25 protein-coding genes are annotated in these 26213 nt (G+C 67.6%); 6 read left to right on the top strand and 19 right to left on the bottom strand.

The window, feature by feature from the left end; translation table 11 throughout:
* Positions 1-45 precede the first annotated feature (45 nt).
* Both SOM10_RS16280 and SOM10_RS16275 read left to right on the top strand, forming a co-directional pair.
* Positions 46-441 carry a YccF domain-containing protein gene (locus SOM10_RS16280; RefSeq protein WP_187250071.1) on the top strand — a complete coding sequence of 132 codons (396 nt, stop codon included), beginning with the start codon at positions 46-48 and terminating at the stop codon, positions 439-441.
* Positions 442-470: 29 nt separating this feature from the next.
* Complete coding sequence (locus SOM10_RS16275; protein ID WP_187250070.1) at positions 471-932, top strand: hemerythrin domain-containing protein; 462 nt, start codon at positions 471-473, stop codon at positions 930-932.
* A gap of 6 nt (positions 933-938) precedes the next feature.
* On the opposite strand, the gene SOM10_RS16270 is transcribed toward SOM10_RS16275, so the two are convergent.
* Positions 939-1925 (bottom strand): glycerophosphodiester phosphodiesterase family protein, encoded by a 987-nt coding sequence (locus SOM10_RS16270; protein ID WP_320491123.1) that lies wholly within the window; start codon positions 1923-1925, stop codon positions 939-941.
* A gap of 87 nt (positions 1926-2012) precedes the next feature.
* On the opposite strand from SOM10_RS16270, the gene SOM10_RS16265 reads away from it, so the two are divergent.
* Both SOM10_RS16265 and SOM10_RS16260 read left to right on the top strand, forming a co-directional pair.
* Positions 2013-2939 (top strand): Bax inhibitor-1/YccA family protein, encoded by a 927-nt coding sequence (locus tag SOM10_RS16265; RefSeq protein WP_295101094.1) that lies wholly within the window; start codon positions 2013-2015, stop codon positions 2937-2939.
* A gap of 158 nt (positions 2940-3097) precedes the next feature.
* The gene (locus SOM10_RS16260; protein WP_053098987.1) at positions 3098-3370 is read left to right on the top strand and encodes a GlsB/YeaQ/YmgE family stress response membrane protein; all 273 of its coding nucleotides are present in this window, start codon (positions 3098-3100) and stop codon (positions 3368-3370) included.
* A gap of 77 nt (positions 3371-3447) precedes the next feature.
* On the opposite strand, the gene SOM10_RS16255 is transcribed toward SOM10_RS16260, so the two are convergent.
* The 11 genes from SOM10_RS16255 to SOM10_RS16205 all read right to left on the bottom strand — a co-directional run bounded on the left by SOM10_RS16255 (position 3448) and on the right by SOM10_RS16205 (position 14656).
* On the bottom strand, positions 3448-4737 hold the full coding sequence (locus SOM10_RS16255; protein ID WP_295101092.1) for an RNA polymerase sigma factor: 1290 nt from the start codon (positions 4735-4737) through the stop codon (positions 3448-3450).
* A 1-nt stretch (position 4738) separates the two neighbouring features.
* Entirely contained in the window at positions 4739-5167 is a 429-nt protein-coding gene (locus SOM10_RS16250) for a YciI family protein (protein ID WP_053098985.1), read from the bottom strand.
* 113 nt (positions 5168-5280) lie between these two features.
* Complete coding sequence (locus SOM10_RS16245) at positions 5281-6219, bottom strand: L-lactate dehydrogenase (RefSeq protein WP_053098984.1); 939 nt, start codon at positions 6217-6219, stop codon at positions 5281-5283.
* 81 nt (positions 6220-6300) lie between these two features.
* Positions 6301-7887: a glutamine-hydrolyzing GMP synthase gene (gene guaA / locus SOM10_RS16240; RefSeq protein WP_072590861.1), complete on the bottom strand. Its 1587-nt coding sequence runs from the start codon at positions 7885-7887 to the stop codon at positions 6301-6303.
* Positions 7884-8354 carry a DUF3817 domain-containing protein gene (locus SOM10_RS16235; RefSeq protein ID WP_053098982.1) on the bottom strand — a complete coding sequence of 157 codons (471 nt, stop codon included), beginning with the start codon at positions 8352-8354 and terminating at the stop codon, positions 7884-7886. Before SOM10_RS16235 ends, guaA begins: the two co-directional genes overlap by 4 nt.
* A 40-nt stretch (positions 8355-8394) precedes the next feature.
* Positions 8395-9372: a carbohydrate kinase gene (locus SOM10_RS16230; protein ID WP_320491116.1), complete on the bottom strand. Its 978-nt coding sequence runs from the start codon at positions 9370-9372 to the stop codon at positions 8395-8397.
* Positions 9369-10565 carry an ADP-dependent glucokinase/phosphofructokinase gene (locus tag SOM10_RS16225; RefSeq protein ID WP_320491114.1) on the bottom strand — a complete coding sequence of 399 codons (1197 nt, stop codon included), beginning with the start codon at positions 10563-10565 and terminating at the stop codon, positions 9369-9371. The genes SOM10_RS16230 and SOM10_RS16225 overlap by 4 nt, the downstream gene beginning before the upstream one ends.
* A gap of 30 nt (positions 10566-10595) precedes the next feature.
* Positions 10596-11459, bottom strand: a complete 864-nt coding sequence (locus SOM10_RS16220) for a ketose-bisphosphate aldolase (RefSeq protein WP_053098979.1) — start codon at positions 11457-11459, stop codon at positions 10596-10598.
* A 46-nt stretch (positions 11460-11505) separates the two neighbouring features.
* Complete coding sequence (locus SOM10_RS16215) at positions 11506-12351, bottom strand: carbohydrate ABC transporter permease (RefSeq protein WP_053098978.1); 846 nt, start codon at positions 12349-12351, stop codon at positions 11506-11508.
* Positions 12352-12353: 2 nt separating this feature from the next.
* Entirely contained in the window at positions 12354-13277 is a 924-nt protein-coding gene (locus tag SOM10_RS16210; protein WP_053098977.1) for a carbohydrate ABC transporter permease, read from the bottom strand.
* 83 nt (positions 13278-13360) lie between these two features.
* On the bottom strand, positions 13361-14656 hold the full coding sequence (locus tag SOM10_RS16205) for an ABC transporter substrate-binding protein (RefSeq protein WP_056277298.1): 1296 nt from the start codon (positions 14654-14656) through the stop codon (positions 13361-13363).
* Between the two features lie 249 nt (positions 14657-14905).
* Here SOM10_RS16205 and SOM10_RS16200 point away from each other — a divergent pair, with 249 nt between their 5' ends.
* Positions 14906-15712, top strand: a complete 807-nt coding sequence (locus SOM10_RS16200) for a DeoR/GlpR family DNA-binding transcription regulator (RefSeq protein WP_053098975.1) — start codon at positions 14906-14908, stop codon at positions 15710-15712.
* Positions 15713-15721: 9 nt separating this feature from the next.
* On the opposite strand, the gene SOM10_RS16195 is transcribed toward SOM10_RS16200, so the two are convergent.
* The 6 genes from SOM10_RS16195 to SOM10_RS16170 all read right to left on the bottom strand — a co-directional run bounded on the left by SOM10_RS16195 (position 15722) and on the right by SOM10_RS16170 (position 23350).
* Complete coding sequence (locus tag SOM10_RS16195; protein WP_320491110.1) at positions 15722-16072, bottom strand: DUF2510 domain-containing protein; 351 nt, start codon at positions 16070-16072, stop codon at positions 15722-15724.
* Positions 16069-16209 carry a hypothetical protein gene (locus SOM10_RS16190; protein ID WP_320491108.1) on the bottom strand — a complete coding sequence of 47 codons (141 nt, stop codon included), beginning with the start codon at positions 16207-16209 and terminating at the stop codon, positions 16069-16071. The genes SOM10_RS16195 and SOM10_RS16190 overlap by 4 nt, the downstream gene beginning before the upstream one ends.
* The gene (locus SOM10_RS16185; protein ID WP_056277292.1) at positions 16206-16415 is read right to left on the bottom strand and encodes a WXG100 family type VII secretion target; all 210 of its coding nucleotides are present in this window, start codon (positions 16413-16415) and stop codon (positions 16206-16208) included. Before SOM10_RS16185 ends, SOM10_RS16190 begins: the two co-directional genes overlap by 4 nt.
* A gap of 129 nt (positions 16416-16544) precedes the next feature.
* Complete coding sequence (locus SOM10_RS16180; RefSeq protein ID WP_320491104.1) at positions 16545-21173, bottom strand: ExeM/NucH family extracellular endonuclease; 4629 nt, start codon at positions 21171-21173, stop codon at positions 16545-16547.
* A gap of 245 nt (positions 21174-21418) precedes the next feature.
* On the bottom strand, positions 21419-22177 hold the full coding sequence (locus tag SOM10_RS16175; RefSeq protein ID WP_082298004.1) for an SURF1 family protein: 759 nt from the start codon (positions 22175-22177) through the stop codon (positions 21419-21421).
* A gap of 57 nt (positions 22178-22234) precedes the next feature.
* Entirely contained in the window at positions 22235-23350 is a 1116-nt protein-coding gene (locus tag SOM10_RS16170; protein WP_053098967.1) for a GuaB3 family IMP dehydrogenase-related protein, read from the bottom strand.
* 76 nt (positions 23351-23426) lie between these two features.
* Here SOM10_RS16170 and SOM10_RS16165 point away from each other — a divergent pair, with 76 nt between their 5' ends.
* Positions 23427-24506, top strand: a complete 1080-nt coding sequence (locus SOM10_RS16165) for an FAD-dependent oxidoreductase (RefSeq protein ID WP_320491102.1) — start codon at positions 23427-23429, stop codon at positions 24504-24506.
* A gap of 2 nt (positions 24507-24508) precedes the next feature.
* Here the strand turns inward: SOM10_RS16165 and SOM10_RS16160 are convergent, their stop codons facing one another.
* Positions 24509-26197, bottom strand: a complete 1689-nt coding sequence (locus SOM10_RS16160) for an ABC-F family ATP-binding cassette domain-containing protein (protein ID WP_320491100.1) — start codon at positions 26195-26197, stop codon at positions 24509-24511.
* Between the last annotated feature and the right edge of the window lie 16 nt (positions 26198-26213).

Genomic DNA, 26213 nt, shown 5'->3' with positions numbered 1-26213 from the left:
GCCGCGAACAGGCGGATGCTCAGCCGTCGATGCGAGAATCGGCCCGTGCGCACGATCCTCAACATCATCTGGCTGATCTTCGCCGGACTCGCTCTCTTCCTCGGCTACATGCTGGCCGGCATCCTGCTGTGCATTCCGATCGTGACGATCCCCTGGGCCATCGCCTCGTTCCGCATCGCCCGCTACGCGATCTGGCCGTTCGGGCGTGAGATCGTCAGCAAGCCGACCTCCGGAGTCGGCTCGTTCCTCGGCAACGTGCTCTGGGTCATCCTCGCCGGCTGGTGGTTGGCGATCGGACACATCGTCTCCGGCCTCGCGCTCTGCATCACGATCATCGGCATCCCGATGGGCATCGCCGACTTCAAGATGGTGCCCGTCTCGCTGATGCCTCTCGGCAAGGAGATCGTGTCGCGCCGCGGCGCCTTCGACCGCACGCTCTGACCGCGGATGCCGGCTCTAGAATTGCCGGGATGGATGCCGATCGCCTGATCGCCTGGGACGCAGAGCTGCGCCGGGCGCACACGAGACTCCGCGCCGCCCTCGAGGCCACGAGGGAGGCGGTGCAGGACGGTTCGGATGCTCCGGATGCCGCGCGCGAGCTCGCGCTGTTCTGCATCGGCTTCTGCTCGGCCCTCGATGGGCATCATCTGAGCGAGGACCGCGCCCTGTTCCCCGCGCTGCGCGACCAGCACCCGGAACTCGGCGACGTGATCGCCAAGCTGATGCAGGATCACTCGATGCTGGCCCACCTGCTCGGAGGACTCCGCACGGCCGTCGAGAGCGGAGAGGGCAGCGAGACGCTGAAGCGCCACCTCGACGGCATCGGCGCGATCATGGAGTCGCACTTCCGCTTCGAGGAGCGCGAGATCCTCGAGCCGCTGCGAGCGCTCCACCTCGATCGCCCCGTTCCGGACGTGCTCGGCCCGTTCTGATCGAGGTCAGCCGCGAAAGAATCCGACCCCGAGGTCGGGGTGATCGACGAAGACCCCGTCGACTCCCGTGCGAGCGATGACGCCCCATTCGGCCTCGTAGTCCCCGTAGGCGCTCTTGCCTCCGTGGCCGCGGAACTCCGCCGAGAGGAAGGCGTTCTCCGGCCGACAGGTCCATGTGAAGACCGTGAGCCCGCGCGCGTGCGCATCGGGGACGATCGAGTTGCCTGCGGCGAGCAGCATGCGCTTGTCGACGCTGATTCCGTCGACCCGGCCGACGAGCGCATCGAGTCCCTGCGGGGTGACGGTGGCCGCATACGTGGGCGCCTGCGTGCCCTGAGCGACGACCAGATCGTACGCGCGTCCCGACGCCTCGATCAGATAGACGTACGACGCCGCGATGCCTCGGGCCCTCAGCTGTCCGAGGATCGTCGACTCGAAGGACTCCACGATCAGCGGCAGCTCGCCCCCGGCCCACCCCGCCGCACGCAGGTCGCGTTCGATCAGCGGCGCGAGGTCGAGGCCGATGCTCGCGAAGTATGTGGCGTGCTTGACCTCGAGCACCACGCCGATCTCGCGTCCGTACTCGACCGAGCCGGCCCGGACGATGTCGAGCACGTCGGTCAACCGCAGGATCGCCTGCGAACCGTCGAAGCTCGCGCTCGACACGCGCACCTTCGGAAGGCGCTCCCGGCTGCGCAACGTCGTGAGCTCATCCCAGGTGAAGTCCTCGGTGAACCAGCCGGTGAGGGCCTCGCCGTCGACGCGCTTGGTCGTCTTCCGGTCGGCGAACTCCCGGTGCTCGGCCACATCCGTGGTGCCGGAGATCTCGTTCTCGTGCCGCACGATGAGCACGCCGTCCTTCGTGGCGACGACGTCGGGTTCGACCGCATCGACTCCCATCGCGAGGGCGAGCTCGTATGACGAGCGACTGTGTTCCGGACGATAGCCGGGCGCACCGCGATGCCCGATCACGAGAGGCGATTTCCTGGGCACGCTCTCAGCGTAGAACACCCTGATGACCTGCCCTTCCGGGTATCGTGGAGGAAAGCGACCTACAACCCACTTTGGAGTGAGGCCCACATGAGCAACTTCGCCTTCAACAACCCGGCGTTCCAGCAGCAGGATCCGCGCAACGTCGCGACCTACCCGGGTGCCCCGCAGGGAGCGCAGGGGGCGCAAGCCGCGTCGTTCCAGCACGGCACCATGGACGCCGCGGCGAACGCACAGCTGGAGGGCATGTACGCGGCTCCCCCGGCCGGCGCGATCGAGACCGACCGCATGTCCGTCGAGGACACCGTCTGGAAGACCGCCGGACTCTTCGCCATCCTGCTCGTCACCGCCGCCGTCGGCTGGTTCCTGACTCTGGGCGGCGTCGCCGCTCCCGAGCTGAACCCCTACAACCGCTTCGAGCCGAACCTCATGCCGTGGATCGTCGGCGCACTCGGCGGCTTCGTGCTCGCGATGGTCATCACGTTCACCTCGCGCAAGAAGGTCCGCCCCGCGCTGATCTTCGCCTACGCCGCATTCGAGGGCCTCTTCGTCGGCGGCATCTCGGCGTTCTTCGAGGTCATGTGGCCCGGCATCGTCGTGCAGGCGACCCTGGCCACGGTCTCGGTCGTCGGCGTGACCCTCGCTCTCTTCGCCAGCGGCAAGGTCCGCGCGTCGAAGAAGGCCACCAAGATCTTCATGATCGCCATGGTCGGCTACCTCGTGTTCTCGCTGCTGAATCTCGTGCTCATGTGGACCGGCGTCCTCCCCCAGGGACAGGCGTTCGGCCTCTACAGCGCTGAGATCTTCGGCATCCCGCTCGGTCTGATCATCGGCGTCCTGGTCGTCATCATGGCGGCCTACTCGCTGGTCCTCGACTTCGACCAGATCCAGCAGGGCGTGCGCAACGGCGCTCCCCGCAAGTACGGCTGGCTCGGCGCCTTCGGCATCATGGTCACGGTCGTCTGGCTCTACGTCGAGATCCTGCGCATCATCGCGATCGTCCGCGGCAACAACTGACCGCGAACCGCCTCACTCAGAGGCCCGTCCCTTCGGGGCGGGCCTCTTGGCATATCCGAGGCCTCCAGCGCAAGGGGTTGGCTGATAATCAGCTGAGAGGGCACAGTGGATCACACGAGCCCTGGCACCCCAGGGCTCACGAAACAAAGGAGCTGAACATGAGCTTTCTCGGATTCCTTCTTCTCGGCCTCATCGCCGGAGCCATCGCGAAGCTGATCCTTCCCGGCAAGCAGGGTGGCGGATGGTTCATCACCCTCCTGCTCGGCGTCGTCGGCGCCCTCCTCGGCGGGTGGCTCGGAAGCCTGATCCTGAACCGTCCTCTCACGGAGTTCTGGGACCTGGGCACGTGGCTCCTCGCCATCGGCGGCTCGATCATCGTGCTGCTGATCTACGGCCTGATCGTCAACCGCGGCAGCAAGGCCCGCAGCTGACCTCATAGCAACACAGGAAACCGCCCTCTTCCCCAGCGACGCTGGTGAAGAGGGCGGTTTCTCTGTGTGCCGTCTGCTCAGCGCGCGTCGGCCTTGGCCTGCAGCAGCGCCCGCTCCCTGTCGTTGCCTGCGAGCGCTGCGGCGACGGCGAACTCGCTGCGCGCCTCCTCCGCGCGACCGAGTCGCAGCAGCAGTTCCCCCCGCGTCGCGGGCAGCAGGTGGTAACCGGCCAGCGCACCCGAGGCGCCGAGCCGGTCGATGATCTGCAGAGCGGATGCCGGGCCCGTCGCCATCGCGACGGCAGCCGCCCGGTTGAGCTCCACGACCGGCGAGGGAGCGATCCGACCGAGCGCCTCGTACAGGAGAACGATCCGCTCCCAGTCGGTGTCGTCGACGGACGCGGCTGTCGCATGGCATTCCGCGATCCCCGCCTGAAGGCCGTAGGGGCCGCGACCCGAGCCGAGTGCGTCAGCGGCCGCGAGCGCAGCACGTCCCCGCGCGATGCGGCTGCGATCCCAGCGACGACGGTCCTGGTCGGACAGGAGCACCGGTTCGCCATGGGCATCGATCCGGGCGGGGAACCGCGCGGCGGTGAGCTCCATCAGGGCCAGCAGGCTGTGCACGTCGCGCTCGCGCGGCATCAGCGCGGCCAGCACCCGCGTGAGTCTGATCGCCTCGAGACTCAGCTCGGGGCGCATCCAGTCGGGACCGCTGCTCGCGGCGTGCCCCTCGTTGAAGATCAGGTAGAGCACGCCCAGGATCGCTCCCAGGCGCTCTGCGTGCTCCTCCCGTGGTGGCATCTCGAACGGGACCTGCGCCGCACCGAGAGTCTTCTTGGCCCGCACGATGCGCTGCTGCACGGTCGCCGTCGGCACGAGGAACGCCCGGGCGATCTCCTCGCTCGACAGGCCGCCCACCACGCGGAGGGTGAGCGCCACCTGCGCCTCGCGCGAGAGCACCGGGTGGCACGAGATGAAGATCAGCCGCAGCACGTCGTCGTCGACCGCATCCGGGTCCCAGGGCGGCGCGTCTGCGGCATCCGCCTGCTCTCGCTCGAGGTCGTGGGCGAGCACGGCCATCCGGTCGTCGAGACGTTCGCGGCGCCGCCAGCCGTCGATCGCCTTGCGCTTCGCGACCGCCGTGAGCCAGGCGGCGCCGTTGCGCGGCACGCCCTCGACCGGCCACTGCCGCAGGGCATCGAGCAGCGCCTCCTGCGCGAGGTCCTCGGCGAGGCCGAAGTCGCCGACCACACGCGTCAGGGTCGCGACGATCTTCGCCGACTCGATGCGCCACACGGCGGCGACGGCCCGCCGCACGCCCTCGTCGGGTGCGTGGCGGACCGTCTCGCGGTGTGCGGAGTCGGTCATCTCACTGCTGGGCGCGACGCGCCTCTTCCTCTTCGCGCCAGCCCTTCTCCTTCTCGATCCACTCGTTGTCGGCCGGGAAGTCGGACTCGTCGGTCACGCGCCGCACCTCGAGGAACGACCCCTTGCCGAGGGGAGCCCTGCTCGCCCACTCCGCCGCCTCTTCACGACTGGAGACCTCGAGGATCCAGAAGCCGTTGAACAGCTCCTTCGTCTCTCCGTAGGGCCCGTCGGTGATGAGAGGCTTCTCGGCGCTGAAGTCGACGACGAATCCCTCCGCCGCGTCGCTGAGGCCCTCGCCCGCAGCCAGCACGCCGGCCTTGATCATCGACTCGTTGTACTTGCCCATCGCCTCGATGACCTGCTCGAACGGCATCTCCTTGTACGCCTCGACCGCTTCGTCGTTCGAGCGCATGATCAGCATGTACTTCATGGTGTTCTCCTCGGTGGTGGGGCCGCCTGTCGACCCTCTCATTGAAGACGTCGAACGAAGGTGCCGCAGATCGACATCTCCGCGAAAAAACTCTGGGATTCTCCGGTGGCCGTTCAGTCGAGCTCGTCGACCGCAGCCCGGATCGCGTCGGCCGAGGCCCGCAGCAGTGCGAGTTCGTGCTCGCTCATGGGCGTCTCGGCCAACGGCACGGCCCCGGCAGCGCCCACCACCGAGGGCACCGACAGCGCGACACCGCGAAGCCCGTATTCGCCGTCGAGCACCGTCGCGACCGGAAGCACCGCCCGCTCGTCGTGCAGCACTGCCTCGGCGATGCGGGCGCAGCTGACGCCGATCGCGAGATTCGTGGCTCCCTTGCCGCGGATGACGGCATAGGCCGCATCGCGCACCTCGACGGCGATGCGGTCGAGCTCGTCGACGGTGAACGGCTCATCGGCGGGCCAGTCGAGAATCGGCACCGAGCCGATGGTCGCGTTCGACCAGAGCGGGAACTCCGTGTCGCCGTGCTCGCCCACGATGTCGGCGTGCACGCTTGCGGTGCTCACATTCGCGCGATGCGCGAGCCGCCAGCGCAGACGCGACGTGTCGAGCACGGTTCCGGATCCGAAGACGCGATGCGGCGGCAGGCCCGAGACACGCTGGGCGACGACCGTCATCACATCGGCCGGATTCGTGACGATGATGAAGACGGCGTTCGGCGCGCGCTCGACGAGCTGGGGCATGAGCTTCTCGAGCAGACGAGCGTTGATGCCCGAGAGCTCCATGCGGGTCTGTCCCGGCTGCTGCTTCGCTCCGGCGGTGACGACGATCACGTCGCTGCCCTCGACGACGGCGAGGTCGGAGCCGCCGCTCACGGCCGCGGAGGTGAACTGCGTCCCGTGCGCGAGATCGAGCACCTCGGCATCCACCTTGTCGGTGGCGATGTCGTAGAGCGCGACCTCGGCCGCACTCCCCCGGATCAGCGCCGCATACGCGACGCTGACGCCCACACTGCCTGCACCGATCACCGTGATCTTCGTCCGCGCCTTGGTCATACGCTCATCCTGCCCGAAATAACGCGAACGGGCACGGACCGTGATGGTCCGTGCCCGTTCGAGATCAGGTGAGCGAGACGCTCACTCCCATTCGATGGTCCCCGGCGGCTTCGACGTCACGTCGAGCACGACGCGGTTGACGTCGCGCACGCCGTTGGTGATCCGGTTGGAGATCTTGGCCAGCACGTCATAGGGCAGGCGTGTCCAGTCGGCGGTCATGGCGTCTTCACTCGACACCGGACGCAGCACGATCGGGTGGCCGTAGGTGCGTCCGTCGCCCTGCACGCCGACCGAGCGGACGTCGGCGAGGAGAACGACCGGGCACTGCCAGATGTCCTGGTCGAGTCCGGCCTTGGTGAGCTCCTCGCGAGCGATGGCATCGGCCTCGCGGAGGATCTCGAGGCGGTCCTGCGTGACCTCGCCGATGATACGGATTCCGAGGCCGGGGCCGGGGAACGGCTGGCGCCCGACGATGGCCTCGGGGATGCCGAGCTCGCGGCCGATCGCACGGACCTCGTCCTTGAACAGCGCGCGCAGCGGCTCGATGAGCTCGAAGTCGAGGTCATCGGGCAGCCCGCCGACGTTGTGGTGCGACTTGATGTTCGCGGTGCCTGCACCGCCGCCCGACTCGACGACGTCGGGGTAGAGCGTGCCCTGCACGAGGAACTTGACCGGGGCGCCGCCCGAGGCCTTCGCCTCGGCGACGAGGTCGAGCTGCACCTTCTCGAAAGCGCGGATGAACTCGCGCCCGATGATCTTGCGCTTCTCCTCGGGGTCGGTGACGCCCTTGAGGTGACCGAGGAAGACATCTGCCGCGTCGACCGTGATCAGACGCACGCCGGTCGACTCGACGTAGTCCTTCTCGACCTGCTCGCGCTCGCCCTTGCGGAGAAGGCCGTGGTCGACGAACACCGCGGTCAGCTGGTCGCCGATCGCCTTGTGCACGAGCGCGGTCGAGACCGCCGAGTCGACACCGCCGGAGAGGGCGGAGATGACGCGGGCGTCACCGACCTGCTCGCGGATGCGCTCGACCTGCTCGGCGATCACGTTGTCGCTGTTCCAGTCGGAGGCGAGCCCGGCTCCCTTGTGCAGGAAGTTCTCGAGCACCTGCTGTCCGTGGTCGGAGTGCTTGACCTCGGGATGCCACTGCACACCGTAGAAGCCGCGCTCCTCGTTCGCGAACGCCGCGACCTTCGTCGCGTCGGTCGTGGCGAGCACGTCGAACCCCTCGGGCGCCTTGGCGACCTGGTCGCCGTGGCTCATCCAGACGTTCTGCGCTGCCGGCTGGCCGCCGAGCAGCGTGCCGCCGTCGCCGGAGATGACGGCATCCGTCGCGCCGTACTCGCGAAGCCCGGTGTTCGCGACCTCGCCGCCGAGCGTCTGCGCCATGTACTGGAAGCCGTAGCAGATGCCCAGCGTGGGCACTCCGAGGTCGAACACGGCCGGGTCGAGGCGCGGGGCGCCCTCTTCGTAGACCGACGACGGACCACCCGAGAGGATGATGGCGACGGGGTTCTTCTCGGCGATCTCGGCGGCCGTGGCGGTGTGCGGCACGATCTCGCTGTAGACACCCGCCTCACGCACTCGGCGGGCGATCAGCTGCGCGTACTGCGCGCCGAAGTCGACGACGAGCGCGGGGCGCTGCTGGGTCTCGGACTGTTCGGTCACCGGACACCTTCCGTGGCAGGGGCGGGGGCCGCGGCGGCCTCCCGGGAAGCGAGGTAGGCCTTGACGTCGCGGGCGACGATGGCCTCCATGAAGAACGACAGCAGCGGGATGACGCCGCCGAGCGCGAGCAGGATGAAGCGCAGGAACGGCCAGCGCATCAGGCTCCACATCCGGAAGCACGCGAAGAGGTAGACGACGTAGAACCAGCCGTGCGCGACGAGGATCGAGAGCGAGATGTTGAGTCCGTCGCCGGTCGATTCGAGGCCCTCGGGTCCCTCGACCACGGGTGCGAACCACAGCAGACCGCCGGATCCCCCTGCGAAGAGCTCGAGTCGGATCGGCGTGTACTTCAGCACCATCTCGGCGACCAGCAGGAGCAGCATGACTCCGGTGATGATCGACGCGATCTGGTAGAACTTCAGTGCACCACGGATCGCCGGAAAGCTGGCGACTTTCGGTTCGGGCATGGCTCCAGTCTAGCCGGGGAGAGTCCGCGTCGATTCCGAGTCAGGGCGCGGGCGGGCGGGCGACGAGAAGCTCGCCCGCGCCCGTCGCCTCGAGCACCCCAGCCGCGTCCGGCACGAGCAGCGAGGAACCGATGCGGAGTCTCCGTCCGTCGATCTCGATGTCACCGCCGCTCACGATCACGATCGAGAAGCCGCGACCGACGACGGTCGAGCCGTCGACGGGGATCCGCTCGAGTCGGAAGTACTCGTCCGCGGCGGCTGGAAAGACGGAACCGGAATCGGGGGCGGTTCCGATCAGCGCATCCAGGTCGGCCGCCGAGCGCCCACGGGTGTTCACCGCGGCCAGCGCCAGCTCGAAGCCGAGGCCGAGATGCCCGGCCTCGGCACCGTCGATCGCGAAGCCGTCCCACTCGAGAAGGATCGACAGATCTTCGGGCTGCTGGAGTTCGAGCAGCAGGATGCCGGCGCCGATCGCGTGCAGTTCGCCCGGCGGCACCCAGACGACGTCGCCCGCAGCGACCTCCACCTCGTGCAGCAGACCGAGCAGTGCGTCCACGTCCTGCCGATCCACGAGGTCGGCGAGCGCCGCGGCATCGACGTCCTCCCGAAGTCCGACATGCACCGTGCCGCCCTGCAGCATGTACCACGCCTCTGCCTTGCCGTGTGCTCGACCGAGATGCGTCGCTGCGAAGTCGTCGTGCGGGTGTGCATGCACCGGCAGTCGCTGCCCCGCGTCCAACAGCTTCACGAGCAGTCGCGTGTCCACACCCCACCGTGCGACGTGGGCATCGCCCAGCCAGGCCGTCGGATCGTGCTCGATCACGTCACGCAGCACGCGGCCGTCCGGGAGCGTGGTGAGCCCGAGCAGGGGCTCGCCGTTGACCGTGGTCGTCGAGCCGATCCAGTCCTCCGGCTCGCGGGGAGCGTCACTGGCTTCGCCGCGGAAGGCGCTGATGCGCGCACCGCCGCGGTAGAAGCGCTCGGCGGGCCGGTTGGACGGCAGCAGGATCGGGTTCACACGTTCTCCTTCGATCGCACGGCTCCGGCGAGGAAGCCGCCGACGAACGTGTCGCCGAGCCCGACGGTCGTCGGGGTGGCGACATCGAGCGAGAATGCGGCGACCCCGACGGAACCGGGCAGACCGGCCTCGACGGCGGCGACGAGCGCCTCCCCTCCCCCGTGGCGGGGCATCGCATCGGTGTCGTCGACGTCCGCGGCGGTCAGGCCGTCACCCACGCGGTAGCGGGTGGCGGCGACGCGGACGGCGGAGTCGAGGGCGGCACCGTGCCGGGCGGCATCCGGTCCGATGGCGATAGCCCAGTAGCGGGTGTGTACGACGAGTGCCCGCGCGGGGATGATCGCGTGCACCGCGCGGAGGGCGCGGATGACGTCGTCGGTGTCGAGGAGGTTCACCGCGCGTCCGAGGTACTCCTGCAGCTCATCCTCGTTCATGCCGTAGACATGGATCTGCGGCAGCAGATGGCGGCGCACGGTGTCGGCGAAATCGCGCGTGTAGAAGCCCGCGTCCTCGTAGTAGACGAGCGCGTCGTCGGGGAGGCTGCGCATCGCGCCCTGCACCTCGGCGAGCCGGAGCTCCAGCAGGTCGTGATCCTGCATCGTGTTGAATCCCGAGACGAGGAAGACGCCCGCGTCCGACAGCGTCGTCGGCAGATCGGTGGCGAGCAGCATCCTCCGGTTCGGCGGATCGTTCGCGAAGATCAGCCGATTGGGCGCGGGCGACAGGACGTCGCCGTCCGTGAGGCGCACGTGCGCGCCGACCGGATACTGCACGATCAGATGCGGGTCGAGGGTGTCCTCGGTCGCCGAGCAGATGTACGAGATCGTGTCCGGCAGCAGACGACGGACGTTGTCGTCGATGCTGACGAGGTGCTGCACGCTCGGGATGCCGAGGGCGTCGAGCACGAGCCCCGCTCGCACACCGGTGCCACCGAGCGTGATCGCGTGCTCGAAGTGCGACACGAAGTCCTCGATCACCTCGGACGAGGCGACGAAACGCTCCGCCCCGGTCCCCGAGGCGACGAACGCGAGCACCGCCACCAGCAACGACCGTTCGTCGGTGATCGGCGCCGTGGTGGTGAGCTCGTGCCGCCGCACTCCGTGCGCGTGCGCCAGCCTGTCGAACACCGACGAATCCCACTTCAGCTCGTAGTCGACGGTGCCGCCGAGTCCGAGTACGAGAGTTCTGCCCACGTCGCCGATCATCCTTCCGAGATCCGGGATTCAGTACAGCGACGCCTTGCCGTCCGCACCGAACAGCTCGATCTTCTCAGCAGCGGTGGCTTTCATGGCCTCGAGCGCCGCCGGCTGGATCGCGTTCGGCTCGCGCAGACGCTGATCGGTGCCGAGGATCTCGCGCATGCGGTTGTGGTACGAGACCTTGATGTCGCTCGAGATGTTGATCTTGTTCACACCCAGCTCGACGGCGCGGCGGAGTTCCGCATCCGGGTTCGAGGATCCGCCGTGCAGCACGAGCGGGATGCCGACCGCGGCCTTGATCTGCTCGAGCAGGTCGTGACGCAGCTCAGGGTTCTTGTCGCTCGGGTACAGGCCGTGCGACGTGCCGATCGCGATGGCGAGACTGTCGACGCCGGTCTCCTCGACGAAGCGCACCGCGTCTTCCGGGTTCGTGTAGATGATCTCGGCCGCTCCCGACTCGCCGTAGCTGTCGTTGGCGCCGATCGTGCCGAGTTCACCCTCGACCTGGATGCCGACGGCGTGCGCCGCGTCGACCACCTTGCGCGTGAGCGCGACGTTCTCATCGAACGGCAGCAGCGATGCGTCGATCATGACCGAGGTGAAGCCGGCCTTGATGGCCGAGATGATCTCCTCGTAGCTTCCGCCGTGGTCCCAGTGGATCGCGACGGGCACGCTCGACCGGTGGGCGCGGGCGTGCATCGCGGGGATGAGGTCGGTGGTGATGTGCGACACCTCGTCGGGGTGGATCGCGATGATGACCGGAGCGGCCTTCTCCTCGCTGATGTCCATGATTCCGTTGAACATCGCCCAGTCGCTGATGTTGAACGCCGGGATGGCGAAGTTGTTGGCATTGGCGACATCGAGGATGGATTTGCCGGTGTAGAGCACGTGATTTCTCCTGTTTCGTGGTGGTCGTGGATCCGTCGGGACGACGTCAGCTCTTCACGGACCCCGCCGTGAGACCGCTGATGAAGTACCGCTGGAAGATGAGGAAGAGGATGAGGACCGGGATCGAGCCGAGCACGCTCATCGCCATGATCTGGTTCCACTCGTACGAGTGCTGCCCCATGAGCAGCTGGATGCCGATGGGCACCGTGCGCATGTCGATCGTGCGGGTGAGGGTGAGAGCGAAGAGGTACTCGTTCCACGCGATCATGAACGTGTAGATGCCGACGGACACGATCCCGGGGATCGAGATCGGCACGAGGATGCGCCACAGGGCGGTCATGGATCCGGCGCCGTCGACGCGGACGGCCTCGTCGAGCTCCTTGGGGAGGGTGTTGAAGTAGCCGGTCATCATGATGATCGCGTAGGGCAGCGTGAACACCATGTAGGTGAGGATCAGCCCGAGGTACGAGTTGTACAGCCCGAGCGCCACCATCAGACCGAAGTACGGGATCAGCAGGGTGATGGGTGGTACGGCCTGCACGCTGACGATGACCACGTTGAGGATGCGCTTGCCCCGGAAGTCGAACCGGCTGAACGCGTACGCCGCCTGGATCGCGACGAGGAGGGTGAGGATCGTGACGGAGCCCGCGACGACGTAGCTGTTGAAGAAGAACCGCATCGTCTCGGGGTTCGTGAAGATCGCGATGTAGGCGTCGAACGAGAACGTGTCGGTGACCAGACGAGGAGGCAGTTCGAAGATCTGCGTGTTCGACTTGAACGAGCTCGACAGCATCCACAGCACGGGCCCTGCGGCGAACACTGCTCCGAGGATGAGGCCGATCATGACCCCGGTCTTGGCGACGCGGCGCTGGTTCTGCACGGTGAGAGCCATGGTCAGTCCCTCGCTTTCTGGTGACGGACGTAGAAGACGGCGAGCACCATCGACATGAGCAGGACCAGCACGGCGGAGGTCGCCGCGAGCGAGAAGTCGTACTTCGCGAAGGCGAGCTTGTAGGTGAAGGTGCTGAGCACCTCGGTCACGTCGATCGGTCCGCCACCCGTGGTCATCCAGATGAGCGCGAACTGCTGCGACGTCCAGATCAGGTCGAGCAGCACGAGGCTGACGATGATGGGACGCAGCTGCGGGATGGTGACGTTCCAGAAGCGCTGCACGGCACCCGCGCCATCGACGGTGGCAGCCTCGTTCAGCTCATTCGGGATGCCCTGGAGGCCGGCCAGCAGGCTGACCATGAAGAAGGGGTATCCCGCCCAGATATTGATGAAGATGATGGTGCCGAGCGCGAGCTGCGGCGATGCGAGCCATTCGATGTCGGTGTTGAGCAGGAAGTTCACCACACCGTTCGGGGCCAGCAGCATCCGCCACAGCACGGCGATCACGGCGACCGTGAACAGCCACGGCAGCACGTACAGGGCCCGGAAGAAGGACCGTGAGAACCGACCGAGCAGCGGGCTGTTGAGCATCATCGCGAAGGCGAGACCGAGCACCAGGTGCGCCACCACGCTCGTCACCGTGAAGAGGATGGTGTTGCCCGTCGCCTTCCAGAAGCGCGGATCCGACAGGATCTCGACGTAGTTGCCGATGCCGACGAACTCGGGCGACTTGTTCAGGATCACGTTGTCCTGGAACGAATAGCCGATCACCATGACGATCGGCACGATCATCAGCACGAACAGCAGGATGATGGTCGGCGAGAGGAAGGCGTACGACTCGGTCGTCTTGCGCAGCTGCCGTCGGCGACGCGACAGCGCGACTCCGGTGACGATCACCTCGGTGTCGTCGGACGTTCTCAGGCTCATGGGAAGCGTGGCTCCTTGGTTGGTCGGGTGCCGCATCGCATCGGGAGCGATGCGGCACCCCGTTCAATGCGGGTCGTGGGAGATCAGAACTCCGCGACCCACGCGTCCTGCGCCTTCTTGAGCGCGTCGTCGATCGACTGCTGACCGTCGAAGGCCGACTGCAGCTGCTCGCCGAGCTGACGCATCAGCTCCTCCGCCACGGGGAGCCCGGTGAACTCGTTCGCCGGGTAGCCCGCCTGGTAGATCTCGAACGCCGTCTTGAACAGCTCATCGTCCTCGACGAACCCGGGGACCGACTTCGAGTTGCCGGGGAACGCGTTCGCCATCGTCGAGAGCTCCGAGTTGGTCTGCTCGCTCATGAGGAACTCGACCAGCTTGAATGCCGCCTCCTTGTGCTCCGAGTTCTCGGCGACGCCGATGCCCCAGGATGCGTAGGGGATGCCGCGCTCGCCGTCGTATCCGTCCTCGGCCGGCAGCGCCGAGATCGAGAACTTCAGATCGGGGTTCGTCTCGCGGATCAGGTTGATGTGCGCGAGCGAGTCGATCATCATGCCGACACGACCGTTGGTGAACTCCTCGACCTTGTCCTGCTCCTTCATCGTGAAGGAACCGGAGGCGATCGAGCCGTCATCCCACATGCCGCCGATGAAGTCGACCGCCGACGTCACATCGTCGTTCGTCAGATCGGGCTGACCGTCTTCGAGCATCGAGCCTCCGGAGGCCCACACCCACGACATGACGTCGTTCTGCACGCCGTTCGGCGCTTCCAGGGAGAGCGGGAGCACCCAGCCCGACACGTCGCCGCCGAGCGCCGAGACCTTCGATGCCGCGTCGGCGAACTCCGTGCGCGTGGCCGGCGGGGCGGTGACGCCCGCATCTGCCAGCAGCGTGTCGTTGGTGAACATCGGGTAGACGAAGTTCACCACCGGGATCATGTATGTGCTGTCGTCGACCTGGATCTGGCTCGCCAGCTCGCTGTCGTCGTAGTCGTACTCCTCCATGAGTGCGGTGAGGTCTGCGATCACTCCCTGAGAGGCGAAGTCGTTGACCCACGCGCCGTCGAGGCCGACGACGTCCGGCATGGTGCCGGAGGCCGCTCCCGCGAACAGCTGCTCCTTGGTCGATGCGTACGGTCCGCTCACGAGCTTGACCGTGACGCCCGGGTTGGCGTCCTCGAATTCGTCGATGAGCGCCCGGAACTCACCGTCGGGGAGCTCGGGCTCCCACCACTGGGCGAACTCGATGGTGACGTCTCCGCCATCCCCTCCATCGGTTCCGCTGTCGCCTGCCGCGCACCCTGCCACGGCCAGGACTGTCACGGCTGCTGTCGCTGCGCCGGCGAGCTTCAGAATGCGTCGCCCTCGCCCCACTGTGATCATCACTTCTCCTCTTCGAGATCGTGCCGCATTCGCGCTTCAATGCTTGTTCATGCGGTTTTGAGCAATGTTATGCCGTAGTTTGCGAGATCGTCAAGCATTCTCTGCATCTATTTCGACTTGTAACTACAGATTTCACGACTGTACCCGCATTGTCACGGCGAAAACCAAGTTGGTCGCGTGGATACGTCGGATGCCGATCTCTGCCGAAGTCTGCCGGTTTATCTGCGCACCTGTGCTAGAGATGTCTGCATGGAAGCAACTCCGTCGCCCAAGCGTCGACTCCCCGCCGGCCGCAAAGCCGACCTCGCCGCCTACGTCGAACAGGTCGGCGAAGTGACCGTCGGAGGTCTCGCAGAGCACTTCCACGTCTCGATCGACACGATCCGTCGGGACCTCGATCAGCTCGACCGAGAGGGCGTCGTCATCCGCACCCACGGCGGAGCGGTCAGCGCCGAGGGGCAGCTCAAGGACCGGGCGCTCGACGTCCGTCTCCGGCTGCAGACGGAGGAGAAGGAGACGATTGCGCGTCTCGCGGCGGGACTCATCGACGACGGAGCGGTGGTGATGCTCAACGCCGGAACGACGACGCTGGCTCTCGCTCGGGCGCTTCGCAACCATCGCGACCTGACGATCGCCACGAACAACCTGCGGATCCCCGCGGAGATCTCGCCATCCGCCTTCCGCGACCTCTACGTGTTCGGCGGGGCCGTGCGGGCGATCACCCAGGCCACCACCGGACCCGTCGCGTTCATGATGACCCCGGGCGGCCCGGAAGTGGACATCCGCTGCGATCTGGCACTGATCGCCGTGGGCGCCATCGACGAGGCCGGGTTCTCGACGTCGAACATGGGGGACGCGAACATGATGGCCGAGATGATCCAGCGGGCCGAGCGCACCGCGATCCTCGCCGACTCGTCGAAGTTCGGCCGACGCCTGTTCGCTCAGGTCACCACGCTCGACCGAGCCGACTACCTGGTGACGGATTCGTCCCCGGCGCCGGCGTTCGCCGCCGCTCTCGCGCAGGCAGAGGTCGAGGTCATCAGCCCCTCAGCCTGACCGCTCTCGTCATCGGGAGGCGACCGGGCCACCGGGGGTGGGGGGAACAGCCGCGATCAGGCGCGACCCGGTGATCGCGGCGGCGACGATCGCCGCCGTGCCGGCGACCGGCAGCAGGGCGAGCGCGAACGCCGCGCTCGCCCCGAAGGCGAACGAGAAGACCAGGAACGCCGCCCAGGCGACCACGCCGACTCCGACCCACATCCACTGCATCCTGGTCGTCTCTGTGCGAAGTGCCGTGGCCGTGATCGGTCGCCCGTGATGGATGACGTTCTCCGTCCATTGGCGACCGTCCCACCACCTCTGGGTGCGTCGATGGACGTCGTACCAGCCCGGCGCAACGGGTCCGCCGCCGCTCATGAGGCGAACGAGGGCTGGGGCCACGAGGGCAGGGCGGTGGACGAGAGAACCCCCGAGAGCACGGATGCGCGAGACTCCGAGTCACCTCGTCCGATGAAGTCGTCGATGCGGGCGGTCAGGTCGTCTGAGGGAGTCATGCGTCGAGACTGTAGGCATGGTCCGCTTGCCACTGGTCGTGCCGACTCTCGTAGGCGTCTGCAGCTTCGCCGTCCCAACCTGCGAGCATCACCTGCGAAGCGCTGTCGAGAGCGGCACCCTCGGCCCGCAGATCGGAAAGCGACCCGAGCAGGACATCGATCATGGTCTGGATCTGGTCGAAATCGACCTCGACTGCTACCCCCATGCCAGCACCATAACATCCCTCCTCCGCGCTGCAACGCGGCACCCTGACGAACCACGGGAACGACGAAGGCCGCCGGGATCACTCCCGACGGCCTTCGTGCGTGTCAGGCGGGCGTGCCGCCTATCGAGGTCAGAACCAGCCGGAGATGAGGTCCCACAGCCAGTCGATGATGCCGCCGATGATGCCGCCCGCGCGGTTGACGGTGACGGTGGCCGTCGCCTCATCGCCGTCGGCCTGAGCGACCGCGACCGTGTACTTGCCCGGCTGCGTGCTCTTCGGCACCGTGACGGTGGTCGAGAACGTGCCGTCGGCGGTGACCTGAACGGTGCCGACGTCGAGGGCTGCGCCCTTCTTCGGTCGCAGCTGCACGGTCACCGTCTCACCCGGCTGGTAGCCCTCGCCGGTGATCGTGAGCTTCTTGCCCGCTGCCACCTTCGACGAACCGAGGTCGATCGATCCTGCGAACTCGACCGGCTCTTCCCCCGTGATCGAGAACGGCACCTGCACGGTGGTCCCGGTACCGGCGACGGCGACGGTGAGCAGCTGCTCACCGAAGACACCCGCCGGAACCGTGAAGCCGAGCGACGCGCGCCCTGCCTCATCGGTCGTGTCGACGATCGTGGGATCGACGGCGCTCGCGGCGAGCTGAGTGCCGCCGAGCGACAGAGTCACCTCGCCGGGCGCCTGCTCCCCCGCACTGAAAGCCAGCGATGAGAGAGCGACCGTCACCTGGTCGCCGGCGCTGTAGCCGTCGGCATCCGGTGCACTGACCGAGACTCCCACCGCGCGCTGCGCGAGGTCGGGGGTCGCCGTCTTGTTCGCATCGAACCAGTCGACCATCGACTGCAGGTCGATCTTGCCGGTGTCACGCTTGCTCGAGCCCTCCTTGAAGGTGAAGAAGTTGTCTCCACCCCCGGCGAGGAACGAGTTCGCTGCGACCGTGTAGTTCGCCGCAGGGTCGATCGGCGTGCCGTTGAGCGTGATCGACGTGATCCTCGATCCCTGAGCCGCGGCCGGATCGTAGGTGTAGACGAGACCCTCCGATACGCCGAGCTTCAGGAACGGACGGGCCGAGCCTGCCGGCTGCCACTGCTCTTCGAGCACGCCCTTGAGCTGCACGCCGCTCAGCGACAGGGTCACCAGCGTGTTGGCGAACGGCTGCACCGTGGCCGCCTCGCGGTAGGTGACATTGCCGTTCGGATCGTTGGCGTTCGACGAGGCGTACGTCAGGTTGGCGCGGATGCCTCCCGGGTTCATCAGCGCGATGTCCGCACCGGTGGACCACTTCTGCACGTCGGCGACGAAGTTGCCGATGGTGGACTCCCCACCGCGGTTCTCCGAGCCGTTCGTCTGACGAGCGCGGTTGAAGTCGGCGGTGATGTCTCCGACCTTGACCGCGCCGAGCACGTCGGCCTCAGCCTTCGCCTTCGCGACGATGTCGGCGACCTCCGGGACGGCCGGGTAGAGCGCCTTCCCTGCCGAGGTGAGGGGCTTGATCTCGTTGGTGATCGAGATCAGGTCCTTCGTCTTCGGGTCGACCTGGATGTTCATCAGTCCGAGGTTCTCGCCGTACTGCCCGGCCGAGATGACCGGACGCCCGTCGATCACGTGGTTGTAGGCGAGATGCGTGTGGGCCGAGACGATCGCGTTCACGTCATCGTCCACGCCGTAGACGATCTCGCCCAGGGGCGAATCCGGCGTGATGCTCGACAGCTCGACGCTCGACGCGCCCTCGTGAACGAGAAGGATGACGACATCCGCTTCGCCGTTGGACGCGTCTCCGTCACGCAGGTCGTCGGCCACGGCGTTCACCGAATCGACGATGCTGCGCACCTCGAGATCCGCGATGCCCTCAGGCGACACGAGCGAGTCGAGGTCTTCGGTGACGGCGCCGACGAAGCCGACGCGCACGCCGTCGAGCTCCTTCACCCAGGCCGGTGCGAGCGCGGGCTCGCCCGTCTCGGTGACGAACACGTTCGACGAGATGTACTCCCAGTCCGCGCGGTCCTGCACGCGGTCGCGCAGGTCCTCCCAGCCCTGGTCGAACTCGTGGTTGCCCGCGGCACTGACGTCGAGGCCGGCGGCGTTGAGCGCGTCGATCGTCGGGTTGTCATCGTTGATGAAGGAGGTGAACGTCGATGCGCCGATCAGATCGCCGACACCGGCGAAGATCGTGTTCGGGTTCTCGGAACGGAACTGCTGCACGGCTCCGGCGACGACCGCCGCGCCTGCGGCAGCGCCGTCGGCCTCGATGCGACCGTGGAAGTCGTTCATGGTGACGACGTCGATGCTCACCGGCGGGACCTCGGAGGAGACGCCGACGATGATCGGGTCGTGGTCGCTGGAGCGGAACGGTGTTCCCGCCTCGGTGGCGCCGAACGCGTAGCCGCGGTCGCTCCACTCCGGAGAGTTGATGCTCCACACACCCGCGCCCGTGATGGATGCGGCGAGCGACGGCGACGCGAGCACGTGGTCGAGCGAGCCGAGCTCGCCGTCGAACGTGTACGTGTGCTGTTCCGGAGCCTTCTCGCGTGCGACGTCGCTCCACCCCTCGCTCGTGAAGACCTCGATCGGGTCCTCCTTCGCGTAGGCGTTGAAGTCACCGATCAGCAGGATGTCGCTGCTGCCGGTCGTCTCCTCGATCTCGGTGGTGAAGGTCTTGAGCGAGTTCGCCTGCTTCACGCGGTCGGCGTTGAAAAAGCCCTGGCCGTCTGCCGGCTCGGCGCCGCCGCCCTCGGGTGCCGACTTCGACTTGAAGTGGTTCGCCACCACCGTGACGACGCGTCCGTCGATGTCGAAGGCCTGCGCGATCGGCTCGCGGGCGTTGCCCCAGACGCTCTCGTCCGTCACGGTCAGGCTGTCGCCGACCGTCTCGACCGCGTCCTTCTTGTAGATGATCGCGCTCGTGATGAAGTCGGTCGTCGCCGAGTCGTTCAGCTCAGCGGGAGTGCGGACGTAGTCCCACTCCGCGCTGCCGAGTGCGTCGTTGAGCCCGTCGACCAGATCGGCCAGCGCCTCGTCGAGCGAGCCGCCGAGCTTGATCGAGTTCTCGATCTCCATCAGCGACACGATCTCGGCGTCGAGGCCGTTGATCGCCGCGACGATCTTCGACTTCTGGATCTCGAACTGGGCAGCATTCGCCGCGCCTCGTGCGTTCGAGTTCTCGCTCTTCAGCGTCGTGAAGTAGTTGAAGACGTTGAACGACGCCACCTGCACGTCGCCGCCGACCGTCGGGGCGGTGTCCGTGCGAGGGTTCGTGGGCTGGAAGCCGACCTTCAGGTCGACGGACGACGTGCTGTCGATCGGCACGACCGGCTGAAGACGCCAGTCGTCGAAGCCGTACTGGAGCACGTACCCGTTCTCGCTGAAGTCGACCGTGTCGCCGTTGCGGACGACGAGGTCCTTCGTGAAGTACGGCTGGTCGTTGGGGTGCCCGCTGTTCGAGACCTGGATCGACCACCCGTCGTCGAGCAGGATCCGGTTGGCGCGGTTCGCCGCGGTGATCGCCGCCGCCTCTGCTCCCGGACGCACGAGCTCCGTGCTCTTGACGTTGAGATCCGCCCCGGCGTTCAGCCAGAGGGTTCCGAAGTTGAAGAGCTGGTGGCTGGAAGCCAGGCGATAGGTGCCCGCCGGGGCCACGTACATGTTCTCGTACTGCTCACGGTCGCCGCCGACGGCGGCGTCGGGAAGCGGGGTGACCTCGGGAACGCCCACCCCTGCCTGCAGGACCGAGATGCCGGTCAGCGCTGCCGGGTTGATCTGCGTCTGGCCGAAGTACTCGCTGACCGAGCCGGTGACCGAGACGCGATCGCCGATCGCGAGCGTGGGAGCGAGCGCGTTGAGGAAGACGAAGACGCCGTCCGATGCGCCGGGGGTCGCGTCGACCGCACCGCCGGAGCCCTCGGTCTGGATCACGATGCCCTTGTAGCCGCCGGTCCGATAGTCGGCGGTGACGATGCCCTCGACCGTGACCGTCTGGCCGTTCAGCGGCGAGACGTCGGTCGTTCCCTGGACGTCGGCGATCGACACGTCGGTCGGCTCGGGCTCAGGCTCCGGATCGGGGTCGGGAACCGTGCCCGCATTCTGCGGCGTGATGGTGGGCGACAGGCTGAAGTCCGCCTTGTTGTCGTCGGTGTCCTTGCCGCCCGTGCGGTTGAGCGACTTGACGTCGGTGTTGCCCGTGGGAGGAGTCGCGGCGGAGGTCTCGAATGTGTTCGAGGTGCCGTAGCCGAGCACGTCGATGACGCCGTCGACACCCGTGACCGAGCCGGGGGTCAGTGTGACCGCCGCGGTGCCCTCGACCAGCGCGAGAGTGCCGTTCGTTCCGCTCGGGTTGAGGGTGCTGACGACGTCGGCCGTCGGCAGTGCTGCGCCGTTGGCTCCGTTGCTGCCCGCCTGCACGAGATAGTGGCCGCCGGCGGGGATGACGCCGGTCAGCGGCGCGACGCCGTTCGAACCGCCCGTTCCTGTCGCGGATCGATACTGCAGCGAGAGCCCGTCGAGGGTGACGGGTGCCGCCGTGGGGTTGTAGAGCTCGACGAACTTGTTGGTGAACGCCGCCCCGGCACTGCCCCCGGAGAGGTAGGCCTCGTTGATCACCACCCCCGTTCCCGAGACGTCTGCGGAGGCTGGCGCGGCGATCAGGGCGCTGGCGCCCAGTGCGGCGACGCAGGTGGCGGCGAGAACGCCGAGACGCCCCCGACTTCTGCGGTCTGACCCGGGAACCTGATGGTTCGCGGCGTCGGGAGCGGACATCATCTGTGTTGTCTCCTCGGGTGTGTTCTGGCGACGGCTCTCGTGAAACCGGGCGGTGCGGGCTCTCAGCCGACGCACATGTGAGCGAGCATACGGAGGCCCTCCGACAACCTCAACGGAGTTTTCCGATTGGTAACCAAGCCCTCACCGAACGTCCGGACCCGCCCCTGACGAAGGTGGAATATCGGACCGCGAACCGCTCACATGCGCGCGATGCGCCGCGCGGATGCGGGTCGGGTCAGGCGGAATCAGACGGAGTCGCCGGCGGCGGTCGCTGCGTCCTCGAACTCCTCGACCTCACGCTCCCAGGCGTCCTTGGCGAGTCGATACCAGAGGTAGAAGGCGAACCCGGCGAAGATCGCCCACTCCGCGGCATAGAAGATGTTGAGCCAGTTCACCGGCGACTGCTCCTCGGGTGCAGGCGAGGAGATGTCCGTGAGACCTGCCGTCGCCGTGATCGAGGCGAGGTACGGCCGATACACGTCGAGCTCGTCGACGTCGTGCCAGTGGCTGAGCAGCGCAGCGGTCGACATGCGGTCCATGCGCTGGGGATCGTCCTTCGGCGGCACCGATGGCCCCTCGTCCGAGATCACCCGACCGACGAGGGATACGTCCTCTGCGCTCTCATCGAGCTTCTCGACGGCCGCCTCGGCGACGGCACGGTCGGCGGTCCAGCCGATCGCGACCGCGATCGACGTGCGCTCCGCGACCCGCAGCTGACCGGTCACCCAGTAGCCCTCGACGCCGTCATTGAACCGACTCGACACGATGAGGAAGTCATCGCGGATCCAGGTCCCCGACGTCTCGACCTTCTGCCCGACCAGCGGCTCGGGGAGGTACGCACCCGGCTCGACCACATCGGTCAGCGGTCGCACCTGCTCGGTCGCTCCTGCGGGCGGCGGATCGGTCTCGATCGCGCGCTCGAGCTGCCACTGCCCCAGCCACGCGAACACGCCGGCCACCACGAGGCACAGCACGAGCATCCCGATCCAGCGTCCCCGGAGCATGACCTCGCGGAGAGTCGGGGGGAACAGAGCAGCAGAAGTCACGGCGTGGTGCGGGCCTCAGGCCTCGTACGGTGCGAGGACGACCTCGACCCGCTGGAATTCCTTGAGGTCGGAGTATCCGGTGGTGGCCATCGACTTGCGCAGCGCCCCGATGAGGTTCGCCGTGCCGTCGACGACGGGCGCCGGACCGTAGAGGATCTCCTCGAGCGTGCCGATGCCGCCGACCTCGACGCGACGACCGCGCGGGAGCTTGGGGTGATGCGCCTCGGGACCCCAGTGGAAGCCACGACCCGGTGCATCGGTGGCGCGTGCGAGGGCGACGCCGAGCATGACCGCGTCAGCACCCATCGCGAGTGCCTTGACGATGTCACCGGACGTGCCGACGCCACCGTCTGCGATGACGTGCACGTAGCGTCCGCCGGACTCGTCGAGGTAGTCACGGCGGGCCGCGGCCACGTCCGAGACGGCCGTGGCCATCGGAGCGTGGATGCCGAGGGTCGCACGAGTGGTCGACGCCGCTCCCCCGCCGAAGCCGACGAGGACACCGGCCGCACCCGTGCGCATCAGATGCAGGGCCGCAGTGTAGGTGGCTGCGCCTCCGACGATGACGGGCACGTCGAGGTCGTAGATGAACTTCTTGAGATTCAGTGGCTCGTCGACGCTCGAGACGTGCTCGGCCGACACGGTGGTGCCGCGGATGACGAACAGGTCGACCCCTGCGGCGGCGACCGTGTCGTAGAACTCCTGCGTGCGCTGCGGCGTCAGCGATCCGGCGACGGTCACTCCGGCTTCACGGATCTCGGCGAGACGCTGCGTGATGAGCGCGGGCTTGATCGGCTCGGAGTAGAGCTGCTGCATGCGCGCGGTCGCCTCTCCCTCACCGAGGGATGCGATCTCCGCAAGAAGGGGCTCAGGGTTCTCGTAACGGGTCCACAGTCCTTCGAGGTCGAGGACGCCGAGTCCGCCGAGCTGCCCGAGCATGATCGCCGTCTGAGGGCTCACGACGGAGTCCATCGGTGCGCCGAGCACCGGGATCCCGAAGCCGAAGGCGTCGATCGTCCAGGCGGTCGACACGTCCTCCGGGTTGCGGGTGCGCCGCGAGGGCACCACCGCGATGTCGTCGAACGTGTACGCGCGACGCGCACGCTTGCCTCGGCCGAGCTCGATCTCCATGGTCACCACCCCAGACTACCGGGCGTACGCGATGACACCGACGGCTGGGAGACTGAGAGAGAGGTCGGGAGGCAATATGTCGGATTCGGTGGAGGTCGCCGTCGTCGGTGGCGGCGTGATGGGCCTTGCGACCGCGTGGGAGCTCACCCGACGAGGGATGAAGCCCGTCGTCTTCGAGCGCTTCACCCGTGGCCACCACCAGGGCGCCTCGCACGGCGCCACGCGCAACTTCAACAACGCCTACGACGAGGACCACTATCTCGACCTGCTCGTCCGCGCACGCGCCGGATGGGACGCCCTCGGGCAGGTGGGCGGCGAGCCGCTGCTGCGTCTGCACGGCCTGGTCACCCACGGAGATGTCGACGTCGCCGCGATCGAACGGCGGCTGACCGAGCGCGGCATCCACGCCGAGATGCTGACGGCGCACGAGGCATCGTCGCGATGGTCGGGCATGCGCTTCGGCGACGATGTGCTCTTCTCCCGCGACGCGGGCGTCGCCCGCGCATCCGCCGCGCTGGGCGAGTTCGAGCGACGGATCGTCGCCGCGGGAGGCGAGGTGCGCTGGGAGACCCCCGTGACGCGGATCGACGAGACCGACGAGGGCGTCGACATCGTGCTGCCTGACGCCCGCGTGCGGGCGGACGTCGTCGTCGTCGCGGCCGGCGCCTGGACCGAGCGGATGCTTCCCGGCATCCCTCTGCCGCGCCTGGAGGTCACCGAGGAGTTCCCCGCGCACTTCCGCCCCGCCGCCGGCTCGGTGTGGCCCTCGTTCAATCACTACGTCGATCCCGGCCGCTACCCGGCGACGGTCTACGGGATGCCGACGCCCGGCGAGGGCGTCAAGGTCGGGTTCCACCGCGTGGGCGACGTCGTCGACCCGGATGCCCGCCCGCACGCGGTGACGCACGCGCATCCACTCGCCGACTATGTGGGCGAGTGGATGCCGGGCCTCGACCCGGCATCCGCGGAGCCGATCAGCTGCACCTACACCTCGACCGATGACAGCGCCTTCGTGCTCGACCGATCGGGGCGGATCGTCGTCGGCGCCGGCTTCTCCGGCCACGGCTTCAAGTTCGCCCCTGGCGTGGGCGCGACCCTCGCCGATCTGGCCCTCGATCCCTCCGCTCTCGCGGCGGAGCCGTTCCGACTGCGCTGAACTCAGCGGGCTCGCACCACGCGGCGCTCGTCCCACACGGGGGCATCGGCTTCGTACACCTCGCCGTCGGAGCCGAACACGAGGAACCGGTCGAACGAGCGGGCGAACCAGCGATCATGCGTGACCGCGAGCACGGTCCCCTCGAAACGACGCAGAGCGTCTTCGAGCGCCTCGGCCGACTCGATGTCCAGGTTGTCCGTCGGCTCGTCGAGCAGCAGCAGCGTCGCACCGGAGAGCTCGAGCAGCAGCACCTGGAAGCGGGCCTGCTGGCCGCCCGACAGCGATTCGAAGGTCTGCTGCGCCTGCCGCACGAGTCCGTACCGGTCGAGCGCCGAGCTCGCGGCATCCCGCGGCATGCCGGCCCGTCGTTCGTCTCCCCTGTGGAGGATCTCGAGCAGCGTTCGGCCGACGAACTCGGGATGCGCATGCGTCTGCGCGAACAGCCCCGGCACGACGCGCGCTCCCAGCACGGCCTGCCCACGGTGATCGACCGTCGCGAGCTGCTCCCCGGTGGACGTCACGTGACCCAGCGTCGGGTCCGGATCGCTGCCCCCGCGTGCGAGGAGGCGAAGGAAGTGCGACTTCCCCGATCCGTTCGACCCGAGCACGGCGACCCGATCGCCGTACCAGACCTCGGCGTCGAACGGCCTCATCAGCCCGGAGAGCTCGAGCCCGAAAGCGACCACCGCGCGCTTGCCCGTGCGTGACCCTCGCAGCCTCATGTCGAAGTCCTGAGCCGGGGGTCGCTCCTCCGGCGGTCCGGCCTCCTCGAATTTGCGCAGTCGCGTCTGCGCCGCCTGGTACCGCGACGCGAATCCGTCGTTCGCCGACGCCTTCACCTTGAGGTTCGCGACGAGGGTCCGCAGCTTCTCGTGCTGCTCGTCCCACCGGCGGCGCAGCTCGTCGAGTCTGTCCATGCGGTCGCTGCGCGCCTGGTGGTAGGTCGCGAATCCGCCGCCGTGCACCCACGCCGAGGCCCCCGCGCCGCCGGGCTCGAGGGTGATCAGCCGATCGACCGCACGGGCCAGCAGCTCCCGGTCGTGCGATACCAGCAGCACGGTCTTCGGCGTCTGCCTGAGCTGCTCCTCGAGCCAGCGCTTGGTGGGAACGTCCAGATAGTTGTCCGGCTCGTCGAGCAGCAGCACCTCGTCGGGTCCGCGCAGCAGCGCCTCCAGAGCGAGTCGCTTCTGCTCGCCACCCGACAGCGTCGTGAGATCGCGGAAGCGGGCACGCTCGAAGGGCACTCCCAACGCGGCGACCGTGCACTGGTCCCAGACCGTCTCGTGCTCGTAGCCGCCGGCATCCGCGTACTCCGCGATCGCCGTCGCATACGCCATCTGCGTGTCGTGCTCATCGCGCTCGATCAGCGCGTCCTCCGCAGCCTCGAGAGCCTGCGCCGCCTGCCGGATGCGATGGGGTGCGACCCGCACCAGCAGCTCGTGAACGGTCTGACCGGACTCGCCGTGGCCGACGAACTGGTCCATCACGCCGAGGCCGCCGTCGATCGTCACGACGCCGTCATCGGCGGGCTGGTCGCCTCGGATGATGCGGAGCAGCGTCGTCTTACCGGCCCCGTTGGGCCCGATGAGGGCGCTCGTCGACCCGGCTCCGACGCGGAAGCTCGTCTCGTCCAACAGCGGTCTGCCGTCGGGAAGGGTCAGCGAGACCCCCGCAACATCTATGTATCCCACCGTGCGTGGCCGTCCT

Source organism: Microbacterium sp. CFBP9023 (assembly GCF_034045055.1).
GTDB lineage: Bacteria > Actinomycetota > Actinomycetes > Actinomycetales > Microbacteriaceae > Microbacterium.
This window is presented reverse-complemented; position numbering and strand designations above follow the sequence as displayed.

What these genes read in the sequence shown, in the direction of transcription:
- SOM10_RS16190 (WP_320491108.1), bottom strand. Translation starts at nt 16,209, where the DNA reads ATGACTCCCTCAGACGACCTGACCGCCCGCATCGACGACTTCATCGGA.
- SOM10_RS16170 (WP_053098967.1), bottom strand. Translation starts at nt 23,350, where the DNA reads ATGGAGATCGAGCTCGGCCGAGGCAAGCGTGCGCGTCGCGCGTACACG.
- SOM10_RS16250 (WP_053098985.1), bottom strand. Translation starts at nt 5,167, where the DNA reads ATGAAGTACATGCTGATCATGCGCTCGAACGACGAAGCGGTCGAGGCG.
- SOM10_RS16185 (WP_056277292.1), bottom strand. Translation starts at nt 16,415, where the DNA reads ATGGGGGTAGCAGTCGAGGTCGATTTCGACCAGATCCAGACCATGATC.
- SOM10_RS16180 (WP_320491104.1), bottom strand. Translation starts at nt 21,173, where the DNA reads ATGATGTCCGCTCCCGACGCCGCGAACCATCAGGTTCCCGGGTCAGAC.
- SOM10_RS16245 (WP_053098984.1), bottom strand. Translation starts at nt 6,219, where the DNA reads ATGACCAAGGCGCGGACGAAGATCACGGTGATCGGTGCAGGCAGTGTG.
- SOM10_RS16275 (WP_187250070.1), top strand. Translation starts at nt 471, where the DNA reads ATGGATGCCGATCGCCTGATCGCCTGGGACGCAGAGCTGCGCCGGGCG.
- SOM10_RS16175 (WP_082298004.1), bottom strand. Translation starts at nt 22,177, where the DNA reads ATGCTCCGGGGACGCTGGATCGGGATGCTCGTGCTGTGCCTCGTGGTG.
- SOM10_RS16165 (WP_320491102.1), top strand. Translation starts at nt 23,427, where the DNA reads ATGTCGGATTCGGTGGAGGTCGCCGTCGTCGGTGGCGGCGTGATGGGC.
- SOM10_RS16210 (WP_053098977.1), bottom strand. Translation starts at nt 13,277, where the DNA reads ATGAGCCTGAGAACGTCCGACGACACCGAGGTGATCGTCACCGGAGTC.
- SOM10_RS16265 (WP_295101094.1), top strand. Translation starts at nt 2,013, where the DNA reads ATGAGCAACTTCGCCTTCAACAACCCGGCGTTCCAGCAGCAGGATCCG.
- SOM10_RS16215 (WP_053098978.1), bottom strand. Translation starts at nt 12,351, where the DNA reads ATGGCTCTCACCGTGCAGAACCAGCGCCGCGTCGCCAAGACCGGGGTC.
- SOM10_RS16200 (WP_053098975.1), top strand. Translation starts at nt 14,906, where the DNA reads ATGGAAGCAACTCCGTCGCCCAAGCGTCGACTCCCCGCCGGCCGCAAA.
- SOM10_RS16235 (WP_053098982.1), bottom strand. Translation starts at nt 8,354, where the DNA reads ATGCCCGAACCGAAAGTCGCCAGCTTTCCGGCGATCCGTGGTGCACTG.
- SOM10_RS16255 (WP_295101092.1), bottom strand. Translation starts at nt 4,737, where the DNA reads ATGACCGACTCCGCACACCGCGAGACGGTCCGCCACGCACCCGACGAG.
- SOM10_RS16205 (WP_056277298.1), bottom strand. Translation starts at nt 14,656, where the DNA reads ATGATCACAGTGGGGCGAGGGCGACGCATTCTGAAGCTCGCCGGCGCA.
- SOM10_RS16260 (WP_053098987.1), top strand. Translation starts at nt 3,098, where the DNA reads ATGAGCTTTCTCGGATTCCTTCTTCTCGGCCTCATCGCCGGAGCCATC.
- SOM10_RS16195 (WP_320491110.1), bottom strand. Translation starts at nt 16,072, where the DNA reads ATGAGCGGCGGCGGACCCGTTGCGCCGGGCTGGTACGACGTCCATCGA.